The sequence below is a fragment of the Streptomyces sp. NPDC049687 genome (assembly GCF_044465285.1).
Taxonomy (GTDB): Bacteria; Actinomycetota; Actinomycetes; order Streptomycetales; family Streptomycetaceae; genus Streptomyces.
In genome coordinates this window covers 291,917-308,004 of sequence record NZ_JBITLN010000010.1, presented here as the reverse complement: position 1 = coordinate 308,004, position 16,088 = coordinate 291,917, and the positions used below count along the sequence as shown (strand labels likewise).

Genomic DNA, 16,088 nt, shown 5'->3' with positions numbered 1-16,088 from the left:
ACTTGGGAGGGCGCGTGGCGATGGAGGCCGGCCCTCGTGACACCGCACAAGGCACCGAGGACCTCACCCCCGAGCGGGGGGAACCGGAGCTCGAGGAGGGGCGTCCCGACGAGGGGCGTGCGCTCCCCGAGGTGGTGGACGACGTGGCGGACGACACCCAGGGCGGTGGCGTGACCGACGACGGTCCCGAGCCCGAGGAGATGTTCACGGGCGGGCCCGAGGTCGAGGTCGAGCTGCGTCCGCAGCGCCGGCTGCGGATCTGGCAGCTCGCGCCCATCGTCGCCCTGTCCGCGACCGGCTCCCTGATGTTCGCGTTCCCCCTCGCCTTCGACTTCGGCGACAGTGGGGCCGTGATCGCCATGCTGGGGCTGCTGATCTGCTCCTGCGCGGCCGGCTGGGGCATGACGGCCGCACGTCGCGTGGGTTACACGTGGCCCGGACTTCCCGCCCGCGGCTCCGGCCGTCGACCCGACTGGCGGGTCGTCCTGGCGTACGTCGTCGTGGTCGCCGTGGTGGTCGTCCTCGCCGTCTGGCGCGTGGCCCGGCTGCGCTGAGGCGTCCCTGGGCGCTTGTGCGGGGTGCGCCGGGCCGTGCCTGCGCGCGGGTGCCGGGTGCACTCGGCCGTGCCGGCGCGCGGGTGCCGGGTGCCGCTCCGGGCCGCACGTACGCGCGCGTGCGAGGTGTGTCGTACCCACCCCTTACGATCGAGGAATGAGCACGCGGATCGCCTTCCTCAAGGGGCACGGGACCGAGAACGACTTCGTGATCGTCCCGGACCCGGACAACGCAGTCGACCTGCCCCCGTCCGCCGTCGCCGCCCTGTGCGACCGCCGCGCGGGCATCGGCGGTGACGGGCTGCTGCATGTCGTGCGTTCCGCCGCGCACCCCGAGGCGCAGGACATGGCGGCCGAGGCGGAATGGTTCATGGACTACCGCAACGGCGACGGCTCGATCGCGGAGATGTGCGGCAACGGCGTCCGGGTGTTCGCGCGCTACCTCCAGCACGCCGGACTGATCACCGAGGGCGACCTCGCCGTCGCCACGCGCGGGGGAGTCAAGGGCGTGCACATCGCCAAGGACGGGGACGTCACCGTCGGCATGGGCAGGGCGCGCCTCCCCGAGGGGGACGTGACGGTGAGCGTGGGCGACCGCAGCTGGCCCGCGCGGAACGTGAACATGGGCAACCCGCACGCCGTCGCCTTCGTCGACCACCTCGCGCACGCGGGCGACCTGTTCACCCCGCCGCCCGTCAGCCCCGCCTCCGCCTACCCGGACGGGGTCAACGTCGAGTTCGTCGTCGACCGCGGCCCGGGCCACGTCGCCCTGCGGGTGCACGAGCGCGGTGCCGGCGAGACCCGCTCGTGCGGCACGGGCGCGTGCGCCGTCGCCGTGGCCGCCGCCCGCAGGGACGGCGCCGACCCGGCCGTCACCGGGACACCGGTCACGTACACCGTGGACGTCCCCGGCGGACGCCTGGTGATCACCGAGCGGCCCGACGGCGAGATCGAGATGACCGGACCAGCAGTGATCGTCGCCACAGGGGAGATCGATCCGGAGTGGCTGGAAACCGCCGCCCGATGAGGTTCGCGGCGACTTGGCATCGGAGGCCGGGACGGCCTGGGAGCGCATAGGGGCACCCCAGAGGCCCGGTCATGGATTCGAAAGGGCGACCCGCCAACGTTCTGGTGGCGCAAAACCGTAAACCTCCAAAGCCTCGCTCGAATGGGTGATCCGTTTCACGCTCGGCGAGAGGCGGTCAGTCGCACGTGGTGGGCTCGGTAGCATCAAGCACCGGCCCGGACGGGGGACGTTGTGTGTCCCCTGAGCCGTGTCCGCCCTGGGACACCCCGTCCGCCGGTCAACGCAGCCGGAGGTGCCCATGAGTGCGGAGGCCACGAACCCTGCGACCCCAGGCCCGGTAGTACCGGCCACGCCCCGCAGGCGCAGCCGTCCCCGGATCGACCTGCGTCGCCTGGGCCGGGCCGCGCTGCTCGGCCCCGCCGCCCGCGGCCGGCTGCCCGACGCCATCGGTCATGTGGTCGAGGCCCACCGTGCCCACCACCCCGACGCCGACCTCGAACCCCTGCGCCGCGCCTACGTACTCGCCGAGTCCTCGCACCGCGGCCAGATGCGCAAGAGCGGCGAGCCGTACATCACCCACCCGCTCGCCGTGACCCTGATCCTCGCCGAACTCGGCGCCGAGACCACCACCCTGACGGCCTCTCTGCTGCACGACACCGTCGAGGACACCGATGTGACGCTCGACCAGGTGCGGGAGCAGTTCGGCGAGGAGGTGCGCTATCTCGTCGACGGCGTCACGAAGCTGGAGAAGGTCGACTACGGCGCCGCCGCCGAGCCCGAGACCTTCCGCAAGATGCTGGTCGCCACCGGCAGCGACGTCCGCGTGATGTCGATCAAACTCGCCGACCGGCTGCACAACATGCGCACCCTCGGCGTGATGCGTCCCGAGAAACAGGAGCGCATCGCCAAGGTCACCCGTGACGTCCTCATCCCGCTCGCCGAACGCCTCGGCGTCCAGGCCCTCAAGACCGAGCTGGAAGATCTCGTCTTCGCGATCCTGCACCCCGAGGAGTACGCGCACACGCGCGAGCTGATCGTCGAGAACGCCTCCCGCGCGGACGACCCCCTCGCCGAGTTCGCCGACGCGATGCGCGCGGTGCTGCGCGACGCCGGCATCCAGGCCGAAGTCCTCATCCGGCCACGGCACTTCGTCTCCGTACACCGCGTCTCCCGCAAGCGCGGCCGGCTGCGGGGCTGCGACTTCGGCCGCCTGCTGGTCCTCGTCAACGAGGACGCCGACTGTTACGCCGTCCTCGGCGAACTGCACACCTGTATGACGCCGGTCGTCTCGGAGTTCAAGGACTTCATCGCCGTCCCCAAGTTCAACCTGTACCAGTCGCTGCACACCGCCGTCGCCCGCGAGGACGGCCAGGTCGCCGAAGTCCTCATCCGCACCCACCAGATGCACAAGGTCGCCGAAGCCGGCGTCGTCGCCCTCGGCAATCCCTACGCGGCGCCTGCGGAGGAGCCGACACGGGAGGGGGCCACGGCCGACGGGGAGCGCATCGACCCCACCCGGCCCGGCTGGCTCTCCCGCCTCCTCGACTGGCAGGAGGCGGCACCCGACCCCGACACCTTCTGGTCCACCCTGCGCGAGGACCTCGCCCAGGACCGCGAGATCACCGTCTTCCGCCCCGACGGCGGCACCCTCGGCCTGCCCGAGGGCGCCACCTGCGTGGACGCGGCGTACGCGCAGTACGGCGAGGACGCGCACGCCTGCATCGGGGCCCGCGTGAACGGCCGGCTGGCGACCCTGAGCACGGTTCTGCGGGACGGCGACACCGTCCAGCTCCTCATGGGCCAGGACCCGGCCTCGGAGCCCTCCAGGGAGTGGCTGGAGCACGCCCACACCCCCGCCGCCCGGATCGCCATCCAGCGGTGGCTGGCGACGCACCCGGCGCCTGCGGAACCCGAGGAGCCCCTCGAGGGGGCCGGCCAGGGAGCCGCGGAGGAACCGGTGGAGGTCGGCGCGCGGCTCGTGAACGACGCCCCGCCTTCCGAGCCCGTCGCCGACGCCCCGGCATCCGGCCCCGGCGCCGCGATCACCGTCGTCGGCCGGCCCGACGCGACCGTCCGGCTCGCCGGATGCTGCACCCCCGTACCGGCCGACGAGATCAACGGATTCGCCGTGCGCGGGGGAGTGGTGACCGTGCACCGCGTGGAGTGCGCCGCGGTGGCGCGCATGGCGGACGCGGGGCGTGCGGCGGTCGACGTGCGCTGGGGGGACACCACCGAGTGCCGGGTCACCCTGGTCGCCGAATCGTTCGGCCGTCCCCATCTGCTCGCCGACCTCACGGAGGCCATGGCCCTGGAGGGCGCCGAGATCGTCGCCGCGACCGTCGAACCCCCTAGCCAGCAGCGCGTACGCCACACGTACACCGTGCAGCTCCCCGACGCGGGCCACCTCCCCACCCTGATGCGCGCCATGCGCAACGTCCCCGGCGTGTACGACGTGAGCCGGGCCCAGCACCACGCGTCGGCCTCCTGAGCATCCCGGCGCCGGTTGCCGACACGCGCGCGTGCGCAACCCGTTCGGGTGGGCCGGGCGCGCGTCGCCGCCGTACGGCAGGTATGCGCTGGTAGCCGTGGTGCATGCTGCTCACCGCCCGGGCCCACCGCCCCCCTGCCGCCGCCTCCCGCCCTCTGAAGTCCGCGCTGCTCGCCTCGGCCGTCTCCGTCTGCCTCGTCGCCGCGGGGGCCCCCGCGGCACCGCTGGGCGTCGGCGACCGCCTCTTCCCCTACCTGGGCAACCCCGGCTACGACGTGGCGGCGTACGACCTCTCCTTCACGTACTCAGGGTCCAACAGCAAGCCGCTCCAGGCGGTCACCACCATCGACGCCTGGACCACCACCACCCTGGAGCGGATCAACCTCGACTTCGCCCACGGCGCGGTGGACTCGGTCGAGGTCGACGGCAGGCCCGCCACCTTCGAAAGCGCCGGCGACGACCTGGTGGTCACCCCGCGGGACCCGCTGACGCCGGGCATCCGGACGCGCGTCACCGTGCGCCACACCAGCGATCCCGTGAGCAGCGGCGACCAGGAAGGCGGCTGGGTGCGCACCGCGGACGGTCTCGCAATGGCCAACCAGGCCGACGTCGCGCACCTGGTGTTCCCCTGCAACGACCACCCCTCCGACAAGGCGATGTTCACCATCCGGATCACCGCCCCCGACGGCTACACGGCCGTCGCCAACGGGCTGCCGACCGGCGCCGGACGGGCCGGCCGGACCACCACATGGACGTACCGCACCCAGCACCCCATGGCCACCGAGCTCACCCAGGTGTCCATCGGCCGCTCCACCGTCCTGCACCGCGAGGGACCGCACGGCCTGCCGGTCCGGGACGTCGTGCCCAGCAAGGACCGTGACGCCCTCGAACCGTGGCTGAAGAAGACCCCCGACCAGATCGCCTGGATGGAGGGCAAGGTCGGCCCCTACCCCTTCGAGACGTACGGCCTGCTCATGGCCGACGCCTCCACCGGCTTCGAACTCGAGACACAGACCCTCTCCCTCTTCGAGAAGGACCTCTTCACCACACCGGGCCACCCCGGGTGGTACACCGAGTCGATCATGGTGCACGAGCTGTCCCACCAGTGGTTCGGCGACAGCGTCAGCCCGCACACCTGGTCCGACCTCTGGCTCAACGAGGGGCATGCCACCTGGTACGAGGCCCTCTACGCTCAGGACAAGGGCGGCCGCACGCTGGAGACGCGCATGAAGGCGGCGTACGGCGCGTCCGACCGCTGGCGCGCCGCGGGCGGCCCCCCTGCGCTCCCCAAGCCGCCCGAGCCCGGCCAGAAGATCAGCATCTTCCGCCCCAACGTCTACGACGGGGCCGCCCTCGTCCTGTACGCCCTGCGCCAGGAGATCGGCGAGCAGGACTTCGATCGGCTGGAGCGGGACTGGGTGCGTGACCACCGGGACTCCACCGCCACGACGGCCGACTTCCGGCGCCTCGCCGAGGAGGTCTCCGGCCGCGACCTCGGCGCCTTCTTCCAGGACTGGCTCTACGGCGAGAAGACGCCGCCGATGCCCGGCCACCCGGACTGGAAGGCGTCGGCCCCGGCCTCAGCGAAGGGGCCGAAGGCCTCCGCGGCCCCCAAGGCCGCGAAATAAGGCGGTGACGAGACGGGCCGTACCGTGCGACCATCGTGGGGTCGGCGGGGCACGGGACACACGGGAATCTCCCGGGGTACTCGTGCGTTGTTCCTCATGAAGGCCGCCGAATCGGCATCCCCAACGACGTAAGGACCCAATGACCTCCTCTTCTTCCTCTTCCCAGGACACCAAGCGCTTCGCGCACGCCTACCCCGAAGGTCTTCGGGCCGATGCCCTGATGGAAGAGGACGTCGCCTGGAGCCACGAGATCGACGGAGAGCGGGACGGCGACCAGTTCGACCGCTCCGAGCGTGCGGCCCTGCGCCGCGTCGCGGGCCTTTCCACCGAGCTCGAGGACGTCACCGAGGTCGAGTACCGCCAGCTCCGCCTGGAGCGGGTCGTGCTCGTCGGCGTCTGGACCTCGGGGACCGTGCAGGACGCGGAGAACTCCCTCGCTGAGCTCGCCGCCCTCGCCGAGACCGCGGGCGCGCTCGTGCTCGACGGCGTGATCCAGCGCCGTGACAAGCCCGACGCGGCCACCTACATCGGCTCCGGCAAGGCCGAAGAGCTGCGCGACATCGTCCTCGAATCGGGCGCGGACACCGTCATCTGCGACGGTGAGCTGAGCCCGGGCCAGCTGATCCACCTCGAGGACGTCGTCAAGGTCAAGGTCATCGACCGTACGGCCCTGATCCTCGACATCTTCGCCCAGCACGCCAAGTCCCGAGAGGGCAAGGCACAGGTCGCGCTCGCGCAGATGCAGTACATGCTGCCGAGGCTCCGAGGCTGGGGTCAGTCGCTGTCCCGTCAGATGGGCGGCGGCAAGGGCGGCGGCCTCGCCACCCGTGGTCCCGGTGAGACCAAGATCGAGACGGACCGGCGTCGGATCCGCGAGAAGATGGCGAAGATGCGCCGGGAGATCGCGGACATGAAGACCGGCCGCGAGATCAAGCGCCAGGAGCGCAAGCGACACAAGGTGCCGTCCGTCGCCATCGCGGGCTACACCAACGCCGGCAAGTCCTCGCTGCTCAACCGCCTCACCGGCGCGGGCGTCCTGGTCGAGAACGCGCTGTTCGCGACCCTCGACCCGACCGTGCGCCGGGCCGAGACCCCGAGCGGTCGCCTGTACACGCTGGCTGACACCGTCGGCTTCGTCCGGCACCTGCCGCACCACCTGGTCGAGGCGTTCCGCTCCACCATGGAGGAGGTCGGCGAGTCCGACCTGATCCTGCACGTGGTGGACGGCTCGCACCCGAACCCGGAGGAGCAGCTGGCCGCCGTGCGCGAGGTGATCCGGGACGTCGGCGCCATCGAGGTGCCCGAGATCGTCGTGATCAACAAGGCGGACGCGGCCGACCCGCTGACCCTTCAGCGGCTGATGCGGATCGAGAAGCGCTCCATCGCCGTCTCGGCCCGTAACGGCAAGGGCATCAAGGAGCTGCTCGCGCTCATCGACGACGAGCTGCCGCGGCCCTCGGTCGAGATCGAGGCGCTCGTGCCGTACACCCACGGCAAGCTGGTCGCCCGCGCCCACACCGAGGGCGAGGTGATCTCCGCGGAGCACACGGCGGAGGGCACGCTGCTCAAGGTGCGGGTGCACGAGGAGCTGGCCGCGGACCTCGCACCGTATGTTCCGGCACCGGTGGCCTGAGCAGCCTTCGGAACAGCGTGAGGGCCCGCTCCCCGGTCACCCCGGGGAACGGGCCCTCGGCGTGTACGGCTCACCGGCCGTCGTGCACGCAACGTCATGAGCCTGCCTGGCGGTCTACGCACCGCCAGGCGATTCCGGGACGAACGGCGGTGGGACGGTGAAGGTTCCCCGTGCAACACACCGCCGCCGACGCTACCGACCGGCGAACTTGTCGCTCACCGAGTCGTACACACCCTTGGCCACCTCACCCAGTCGCGGCCCCGCGAGCCAGCCCGAACGCACCGGTCCCACCGAGGTGTTGGACACCAGCGCCGGCTTGCCGTCCGACCCCGCCGCCACCCAGCCACCGCCGGACGAACCACCGGTCATCGTGCAGCCGATGCGGTACATCGTCGGGGCCGACTCGCTGAACGACAGCCGCCCCGGCTTGTCCTGGCACTGATAGAGCTCCGCCCCGTCGAACGGCGCCGCCGCCGGATAGCCCGTCGCGGTGATGCTGCTCACCTTCGGAACCGCCGGAGCGTTGAAGTCCACCGGAAGCGCCGAACCGACCGTTTCCTCCAGCGACTTGCCGGAACCGCCCTCCTCCGGCGTCACATGCATCACGGCGAAGTCGTACGGCGCCCCGTCACCGCCCGTCTGGCCGCCCTGCGCGATCCACTGGTCCGAGGTCTTCGACCAGTCGGCCCACCAGACGCCGTACGGAGCGACCTGCTCCCGGGTGGCCGTCTGCAACTGCTGGTCCGACATGCCCTGGTCGTTGTACGACGGCACGAACGCGATGTTGCGGTACCAGCCGCCGCCCTTGCCCGCGTGCACACAGTGGCCCGCCGTCCACACCAGGTTGGACTTGCCGGGGTGGGCCGGGTCCTCCACGACCGTCGCCGAGCAGACCATCGTGCCCTCGGGGGAGTCGAAGAACACCTTGCCCGCCTCGGGGGCGTTGGCGTGGTACGTCGTCGGTACCGCCTTCGCGTCCACGGGCTCGGGCGTCGGGTCGGTCACGCCCTGGTCGCCGGAGAGGTCGTTGTCGTCGACGCCCCGGTCGGGGTCGTCGGCCTCCCGCATCCGGTCCGGGTCCCACAGACCCTTGATGATCGGGTTGACGTAGTCCTGCGCCTCACGCAGCCAGTCGTCCTTGTCCCAGTTCTTCCAGGCGCCGTTCTTCCACTTGTCGAGATCGATCCCGTGCTCCTTGAGCCGGTCCTTGATGTCGTCCGGGATCGTTATCTTTCCGTCGCCGCCGGCCGTGGCCGACGCGCTGGTCTGGCTGCTCGCGTTGGTGTCACCCGACTCACAGGCGGTCGCGGTGAGCGCGAGCACCGAGGCGAGCGCGACGGCTCCGAACACGGGGGAGGTTCTGCGGCGCGCGTTCCTCCCTCGGAGAGCGGTGGACGACGGCCGTATCGATCGCATGATGTGACTCCCCCTGCTGTCAACGAACTTGTAGCTGCGGCCGTTTCCGCGCGGCGGAACTCAGCGTGATCTCACGCCGAGTTCAAGCGGCTCTCACGGCCCTGCGATGCCCCCACACGATATGCGTTCGCTGTGGGGGACTCCGGACGGGAGGGCCCCGGTTCCGTCGAGGCAAGGATCTTGAGGCGACCCGTAACCAGGAGAGCCGTCCGGGGTTGGTAGTGGTGGGGGGTCTGCTGCCCGCGCCCGGCCCTCTGAACTGCGGGAGGACAGGGAGCCGTGGCCGTGACCGAGCCAGTGCCCGAGGAGGCCCCCTCGGGGCCACCCGCCGGGACTTCCCCCACCGGGACGCCTGGCGGAGCTCCCTCTGCCGGGACCGCCACCGTCGGGAGGGCGGTCGGCGCGCGGCCCGCCCACGAGGGGATCCTGCGGCGCCAGTCGGCACGTGAGTCGGCGGCACGCACCTATGCGCGTGCCCTGCCCATCGTGCCGGTACGGGCCCGGGGGCTGACCATCGAGGGCGCCGACGGCCGCCGCTATCTCGACTGTCTCTCCGGCGCCGGCACCCTGGCACTCGGCCACAACCATCCCGTCGTCCTGGAGGCCATCCGCAAGGTCCTCGACTCGGGTGCGCCCCTGCACGTCCTCGACCTCGCCACCCCCGTCAAGGACGCCTTCACCACCGAACTGTTCCGCACGCTGCCGCCCGGGCTCGCCGACCGCGCGCGCGTGCAGTTCTGCGGGCCCGCCGGGACGGACGCCGTGGAGGCCGCGCTCAAGCTGGTCCGCGCCGCCACCGGCCGCACCGGCGTCCTGGCCTTCACCGGCGCCTACCACGGCATGACCACCGGATCCCTCGAAGCCTCCGGCGGCGCCTTCGACGTCCGGGTCGCTCGACTGCCCTATCCGCAGGACTACCGCTGTCCGTTCGGCATCGGCGGTGAGCGCGGTGCCGAACTCGCCGCCCGCTGGACCGAATCCGTCCTCGACGACCCCAAGTCCGGTGTCCGGCGGCCCGCCGGGATGATCCTCGAACCCGTCCAGGGCGAGGGCGGGGTGATCCCCGCGCCGGACGTCTGGATGCGCCGCATGCGTCGGATCACCGCCGACCGCTCCATCCCCCTCATCGCCGACGAGGTCCAGACGGGCGTCGGCCGCACCGGTGCCTTCTGGGCGGTGGAGCACAGCGGGGTCACCCCCGATGTGATGGTCCTGTCCAAGGCCATCGGCGGCAGCCTGCCCCTGGCCGTCATCGTCTACCGCGACGACCTCGACGTCTGGGAACCCGGCGCCCACGCGGGCACCTTCCGCGGCAACCAGCTCGCCATGGCCGCCGGCACGGCCACCCTCGCCCACGTCCGCGAGAACCGCCTCGCCGAACGCGCGGCCACCCTGGGAGCCCACATGCTGGGCCAACTCCGAGGCCTCGCCGAGCACTTCCCCTGCATGGGTGATGTGCGCGGGCGCGGGCTGATGATCGGGCTCGAGCTGGTCGATCCGGAGGGGGAGCGCGCGGATGGCCCGGACCGGGGGAGTGGGTGCGGACATGACGTGACGGGGACGGGGGCCGGGATGCGGTCGGGAACGGGGAGAGGGATGCGGGCCAGGACAGGGACAGGGACAGGGACGGGGGCGGAGACGGCGATGGGCAGCGGGACGGGTGAAGGGTTGGGCTCGCACCGCGTGGACCACTGGATCGGTGGTCCGGCCGACGGCCTCGGTGCGCTCGGCGACCGCCGCAGTGGGCCGAGTGACAGCCGTGGTGTCTCGGATGACGGCCTTGGGGCGTTGGGCGGGGGCCGTGATGCGTGGGGCGCCGGCCGCCGTGTGGTGCGCGAGGGCCTCCGTGTCCCTGACGGTGCCGACGGCCTGCCCCGCCCGGCCGAGTCCTCTGCCCCGGCTCGGGGGCCCCACCCCGCCGCCCCCGAACTGGCGCTCGCCGTACAGCGGGAGTGCCTGCGCCGAGGCCTGATCGTGGAACTCGGAGGCCGCCACGCGAGCGTCGTCCGACTGCTTCCGCCTCTGACGATCACCGACGAACAGGCGGCCGCGGTTCTCGACCGACTGGCCGACGCGATCGAGGCGGCGGCCCGCCACGCCGACCGCACGGGCCATGACGGCGACGACGACCGGCCGAACCCGCCACCTGGACACGCCCGTGAGCGGCGGCACCACGCCGAACGGGCGGGATGACGCGCCCGGCCGACCGAGCCGCTCGGCCAACGGCGTCCCGCGACCGCCCGAGCCGACACCGCCCGCTCCCTGCACACTCTCGCGCCCCCACCGCCGCACCGGCCGGTCGCGTCGGCGACCGCATCGGCCCCACCTCTCAAGGAACGATCTTGAACAGCTCCCCACAGCCCACCGGTTCTCCGGATCTCGCCTTCGCCGTTTCCCCCACACAAGCGTCCACCTCCTCCATCCAGTCGACCCGCTTCACACCGACAACCCGCCGCACACCAACCGCTTCCGTCCCCCATCAACAGCGCCACACCGCGATCGCCGCACCGCCGCACCATGCCCCCGCAGACCTGCTGGACCATCCCGACCCGCGCACGGCGGCCCAGGCGGCGACCGTGGAGAACCTGCTGCGCTGCTGGGTACGCGAGGCGGGACTGCCCGCCCCCGGAGACGGCACCCTCCGACTGCCGCTGCCCGCCAGCGGCACCGCCCTGCTCACCCCCGTCCTCTACTGGTCCCCGACCGGCTGGCACCGGTTCGGTCTCCCCAGCCTGGCCGGGGCCCCCGAGCAGTCCCCGCCCCTGGACGCGGTCACGGTCGCCGCCCTGCTGGCCCGCGAGACACCCGGGGCCCACGGCCCGGCCGGAGAGGGCATCGACCTGGTGGCCCGCGTCGCCGACTCAGTCCGCCGTACCGCGGACTTCATCTGCGAGCGCCGGGAACGCCCCGCCGACGGCCACGACCTCTTCCTCTCGGCCGAACAGGCACTCGTCCTCGGCCATCCCCTGCACCCGACCCCGAAGAGCCGGGAAGGCCTCTCGGACGCCGAAGCACGTCTGTACTCACCCGAATCGCGCGGTTCCTTCCCTCTGCACTGGCTGGCTGTCGCTCCCTCCCTGCTCGCCTCCGACTCCGCCTGGACGAAAAGCGGCCGTCCGGTCACAGCCGACCGACTGACGGCCCGCCTCGCCGGCGCCGGACTGCCGTTGCCCGACGACTACACCGCCCTGCCGCTGCACCCCTGGCAGCTGCGCGAGGCCCGGCACCGCCCCGAGGTCGCCGCCCTGCTCGACGCCGGACTGCTCCGGGAACTCGGTGCGCACGGCTCCCCGTGGCACCCCACCTCCTCCGTACGCACCGTCCACCGCTCCGGCAGCCCGGCGATGCTCAAACTGTCGTTGGGCCTGCGCATCACCAACTCCCGCCGCGAGAACCTCCGCAAGGAACTCCACCGCGGCGTCGAGGTGCACCGTCTGCTGCGGACCGGCCTGTCCAAGCAGTGGCAGACGGCTCACCCGGGCTTCGACATCGTCCGTGACCCCGCCTGGCTCGCCGTCGACGGGGCTGACGGCCGTCCAGTACCGGGACTGGACGTCGTCATCCGTCACAACCCCTTCACCCCGACGGACGACGTCTCCTGCGTCGCAGGCCTCGTCGCACCCCGGCCGTACGCCCGAGCTGTCGCCGCCCCTGACGTTCCGTCGGCCGAGGCAGCCGGGCGCGCGCCGGACACGACCGTCACCGCCCAGAGCTCCCGGCTGGCCGAGGTCGTCAGGCGGCTCGCCGGACGGACAGGACGTTCGCGCGGGGCAGTCGCCGCCGAGTGGTTCCTGCGCTACCTGGAGCAGGTCGTGCGTCCGGTGCTGTGGCTCGACGGAGAAGCCGGCATCGCTCTGGAGGCACACCAGCAGAACACGCTTCTCCTCCTGGACCACGACGGCTGGCCCGTGGGCGGCCGCTACCGCGACAACCAGGGCTACTACTTCCGCGACTCCCGTCGCACGGAACTCGAAGCCCGGCTGCCCGGTATCGGAGAGCACAGCGACACGTTCGTCTCCGACGCGGTCACCGACGAGCGCCTGGCCTACTACCTGGGTATCAACAACGTGTTCGGACTCATCGGGGCTTTCGGCTCGCAGCGTCTCGTCGACGAACACCTGTTGCTCGCCGCCTTCCGAGGCTTTCTCGCCGCCGCGGCCTCCGGCCCCGACCGGTTGCGCAGCTCGCTGCCCGCCCGTCTGCTCGACTCCCCCCTGCTGCGCTGCAAGGCCAACCTGCTGACCCGGCTGCACGGCCTCGACGAACTCGTCGGCCCCGTGGACACCCAGTCCGTGTATGTCACCATCGCCAACCCCCTGCACTCGTGAACCGTCCGCATTCCCGACTCCCCTTCCCACGTCCTTGACGAACCCGCCCCGTTCCGCCTGCCGAGAGGAGCCTCGCCGTGTCCCCCATCGACACCCACACCGCCGCCGGTCCAGCCACGACCACCGTTCTCGGCCGGGACGAGGCGCCGCTGAGCTCACCGCTCGACCCCGTCGGCGCATGGGGCCCCACCGTCACACCCGCGGGTCTCTTCCACCTCATCCCCGTCCGTATCGAGCGGGACCTGCCCCGCATCGGCCGCTGGATGAACGAGCCGGCGGTCGCCGCGTTCTGGGAACTGGCGGGTCCCCGGACCGTGACGGAGCGGCATCTGCGCAGGCAACTCGCCGACGACGTCCACAGCGTTCCCTGTCTCGGTGTGCTGGACGGCACGCCGATGAGTTACTGGGAGATCTACCGGGCGGATCTCGACCCCCTGGCCCGCCACTACCCGGCCCGACCTCACGACACCGGCATCCATGTCCTCATCGGCGATCCCGCCGCCCGCGGGCGGGGTCTGGGCGGCCTGTTACTGAGAGCCGTGGCCGACCTCGTACTCGACAGGAGACCCGCGTGCCCGCGCGTCATCGCTGAACCCGACCTTCGCAACACCGCCTCCATCGCCGCTTTCCTCAGCGCAGGTTTCCGTTTGTCCGCCGAGGTCGACCTGCCCGCCAAGCGGGCCGCCCTCATGGTCAGAGACCGAAACCCGCACGGTCTCCTGTGACGCTCCGCAGTCGGGCCGTCACAGATGGAACGCCCTGGATTCCGAAGTGGTTCCCGCCCGTCCCCGAATCCTCGAAAATTTCTCCGGCCGCACCACGACACCCGCTCACCACACCTCCTCACCCTGCCAGCCTTCGGTCGTTGTCCCACCGGGCCCTCCGCCGGCCCCGATTCCGAGAAGCCCCGCAATTGACTCCGTCACCGCTGCCCTCGTCGACCACCTGCTCCATCACCCGTTTGTCAGTCCCGAGCCGTAGGGTGGTCGCGCTATGACGAAGCCCTCTCTTCCCGAACTCCTCCACGCTGCCGTCGCCGCCGTCGGCGGTACGGAGCGCCCCGGCCAGGTGACCATGGCCGAAGCCGTCGCGGAGGCCATCGACGACGGCTCCCACCTCCTGGTCCAGGCCGGCACCGGAACCGGTAAGTCGCTCGGTTACCTGGTGCCCGCGCTCGCTCACGGGGAGCGAGTCGTGGTCGCGACGGCCACCCTGGCGCTGCAGCGCCAGCTCGTGGAGCGGGACCTGCCGCGCACGGTCGAGGCGCTGCATCCGTTGCTGCGCCGCCGCCCCGAGTTCGCGATGCTTAAGGGCCGGTCGAACTACCTGTGCCTGCACCGTCTCCACGAAGGCGTCCCGCAGGACGAGGAGGAGGGCCTCTTCGACCAGTTCGAGGCGGCCGCCCCCACCAGCAAACTCGGCCAGGACCTGCTGCGACTGCGTGACTGGGCCGACGAGACCGAGTCCGGTGACCGCGACGACCTCACGCCCGGCGTGTCCGACCGGGCCTGGGGCCAGGTCTCGGTCTCCTCCCGGGAGTGCCTGGGGGCCAGCAAGTGCGCGTACGGGGCCGAGTGCTTCGCCGAGATGGCCCGCGAGCGCGCCAAGCTGTCCGATGTCGTCGTCACCAATCACGCGCTGCTGGCCATCGACGCCATCGAGGGCGCCCCCGTCCTCCCGCAGCATGAGGTGCTGATCGTCGACGAGGCGCACGAACTGGTCGGACGGGTCACCGGTGTCGCCACGGGCGAGCTCACCCCGGGCCAGGTCAACCGCGCGGTGCGCCGCGCGGCCAAGCTGGTCAATGAGAAGGCCGCCGACCAGCTCCAGACCGCCGCCGAGGGCTTCGAGCGGCTGATGGAACTGGCGCTGCCGGGCCGCTTGGAGGAGATCCCGGAGGATCTCGGCTACGCCCTCATGGCCCTGCGCGACGCCGCACGCACGGTGATCTCCGCGATCGGAGCGACCCGCGACAAGTCCGTCCAGGACGAGGACGCGGTCCGCAAGCAGGCGCTCGCGTCCGTCGAGAGCGTGCACGACGTCGCGGAGCGGATCGTGAACGGCTCCGAGTACGACGTCGTCTGGTACGAACGACACGACCGCTTCGGTGCCTCCCTGCGTGTCGCCCCCATGTCCGTGTCGGGCCTGCTGCGGGAGAAGCTCTTCGCCGACCGTTCCGTCACCCTGGCCTCGGCGACGCTGAAGCTCGGCGGCGACTTCAACGGCGTGGGCGCCTCCCTGGGACTCGCTCCCGAGGGCACGGAGGGCGAGGATCTCCCCCAGTGGAAGGGGATCGACGTCGGCTCCCCCTTCGACTACCGCAAGCAGGGCATCCTGTACGTCGCCAAGCACCTGTCGCGCCCCGCGCGGGACGGCGACCGCGCGGACATGCTGGACGAGCTCACCGAACTGATCCAGGCGGCCGGCGGACGCACCCTCGGCCTCTTCTCCTCGATGCGCGGCGCCCAGCTCGCCGCCGAGGAACTGCGCACGCGGATCCCCGAGTTCCCGATCCTCCTCCAGGGCGAGGAGACCCTCGGTGAACTGATCAAGAACTTCGCGGCGGACCCGAAGGCATGCCTCTTCGGGACGCTGTCGCTCTGGCAGGGTGTGGACGTGCCCGGTCCCAGCTGTCAGCTCGTGGTCATGGACAAGATCCCGTTCCCACGTCCGGACGACCCGCTGATGAGCGCCCGGCAGAAGGCGGTGGAGGACGCCGGTGGCAATGGCTTCATGGCCGTCGCCGCTACCCACGCGGCCCTGCTCATGGCACAGGGCGCGGGCCGCCTGGTCCGCGCCTCGGGTGACCGGGGCGTGGTAGCCGTGCTGGACCAGCGGCTGGCGACGGCCCGCTACGGGAGCTACCTCAAGGCGTCCCTGCCGGACTTCTGGTACACCACGGACCGCAATCAGGTCCGCAAGTCGCTCGCGGCGATCGACGTGGCGGCCCAGCAGGCCGAGGCCGAGTGAGCGCGGGTGGCCCGTCCCGCGGCAGGGACGGGCCACGAGGCCGG

10 protein-coding genes are annotated in these 16,088 nt (G+C 71.7%); 9 read left to right on the top strand and 1 reads right to left on the bottom strand.

Features of this window, described 5'->3' with window-relative positions; translation table 11 throughout:
- Positions 1-20 precede the first annotated feature (20 nt).
- The 5 genes from ACIBVL_RS29795 (at position 21) to hflX (ending at position 7,330) form a co-directional block, all read left to right on the top strand.
- Positions 21-554, top strand: coding sequence for a hypothetical protein (locus ACIBVL_RS29795; protein WP_399101842.1), 534 nt, complete (start codon positions 21-23; stop codon positions 552-554).
- A 157-nt stretch (positions 555-711) separates the two neighbouring features.
- The gene (gene dapF, locus ACIBVL_RS29790; RefSeq protein WP_399101728.1) at positions 712-1,581 is read left to right on the top strand and encodes a diaminopimelate epimerase; all 870 of its coding nucleotides are present in this window, start codon (positions 712-714) and stop codon (positions 1,579-1,581) included.
- A gap of 298 nt (positions 1,582-1,879) precedes the next feature.
- Positions 1,880-4,069, top strand: coding sequence for a RelA/SpoT family protein (locus ACIBVL_RS29785; RefSeq protein ID WP_399101726.1), 2,190 nt, complete (start codon positions 1,880-1,882; stop codon positions 4,067-4,069).
- Positions 4,070-4,173: 104 nt separating this feature from the next.
- Positions 4,174-5,697 (top strand): M1 family metallopeptidase, encoded by a 1,524-nt coding sequence (locus ACIBVL_RS29780; RefSeq protein WP_399101724.1) that lies wholly within the window; start codon positions 4,174-4,176, stop codon positions 5,695-5,697.
- 139 nt (positions 5,698-5,836) lie between these two features.
- On the top strand, positions 5,837-7,330 hold the full coding sequence (hflX, locus tag ACIBVL_RS29775) for a GTPase HflX (protein WP_399101722.1): 1,494 nt from the start codon (positions 5,837-5,839) through the stop codon (positions 7,328-7,330).
- A 192-nt stretch (positions 7,331-7,522) separates the two neighbouring features.
- Here hflX and ACIBVL_RS29770 read toward each other — a convergent pair whose 3' ends face one another.
- Positions 7,523-8,746: a trypsin-like serine peptidase gene (locus tag ACIBVL_RS29770; RefSeq protein ID WP_399101720.1), complete on the bottom strand. Its 1,224-nt coding sequence runs from the start codon at positions 8,744-8,746 to the stop codon at positions 7,523-7,525.
- A gap of 423 nt (positions 8,747-9,169) precedes the next feature.
- Here ACIBVL_RS29770 and ACIBVL_RS29765 point away from each other — a divergent pair, with 423 nt between their 5' ends.
- From ACIBVL_RS29765 to ACIBVL_RS29750, 4 genes are all read left to right on the top strand, one after another.
- Entirely contained in the window at positions 9,170-10,939 is a 1,770-nt protein-coding gene (locus ACIBVL_RS29765) for a diaminobutyrate--2-oxoglutarate transaminase family protein (RefSeq protein ID WP_399101840.1), read from the top strand.
- 227 nt (positions 10,940-11,166) lie between these two features.
- Complete coding sequence (locus ACIBVL_RS29760; protein WP_399101838.1) at positions 11,167-13,074, top strand: IucA/IucC family protein; 1,908 nt, start codon at positions 11,167-11,169, stop codon at positions 13,072-13,074.
- Between the two features lie 86 nt (positions 13,075-13,160).
- Positions 13,161-13,799: a GNAT family N-acetyltransferase gene (locus ACIBVL_RS29755; protein WP_399101836.1), complete on the top strand. Its 639-nt coding sequence runs from the start codon at positions 13,161-13,163 to the stop codon at positions 13,797-13,799.
- Between the two features lie 268 nt (positions 13,800-14,067).
- Positions 14,068-16,044, top strand: coding sequence for an ATP-dependent DNA helicase (locus tag ACIBVL_RS29750; RefSeq protein WP_399101718.1), 1,977 nt, complete (start codon positions 14,068-14,070; stop codon positions 16,042-16,044).
- Positions 16,045-16,088: the final 44 nt, after the last annotated feature.

What these genes read in the sequence shown, in the direction of transcription:
- ACIBVL_RS29795 (WP_399101842.1), top strand. Translation starts at nt 21, where the DNA reads ATGGAGGCCGGCCCTCGTGACACCGCACAAGGCACCGAGGACCTCACC.
- ACIBVL_RS29785 (WP_399101726.1), top strand. Translation starts at nt 1,880, where the DNA reads ATGAGTGCGGAGGCCACGAACCCTGCGACCCCAGGCCCGGTAGTACCG.
- ACIBVL_RS29780 (WP_399101724.1), top strand. Translation starts at nt 4,174, where the DNA reads ATGCTGCTCACCGCCCGGGCCCACCGCCCCCCTGCCGCCGCCTCCCGC.
- ACIBVL_RS29750 (WP_399101718.1), top strand. Translation starts at nt 14,068, where the DNA reads ATGACGAAGCCCTCTCTTCCCGAACTCCTCCACGCTGCCGTCGCCGCC.
- ACIBVL_RS29770 (WP_399101720.1), bottom strand. Translation starts at nt 8,746, where the DNA reads ATGCGATCGATACGGCCGTCGTCCACCGCTCTCCGAGGGAGGAACGCG.
- hflX (WP_399101722.1), top strand. Translation starts at nt 5,837, where the DNA reads ATGACCTCCTCTTCTTCCTCTTCCCAGGACACCAAGCGCTTCGCGCAC.
- dapF (WP_399101728.1), top strand. Translation starts at nt 712, where the DNA reads ATGAGCACGCGGATCGCCTTCCTCAAGGGGCACGGGACCGAGAACGAC.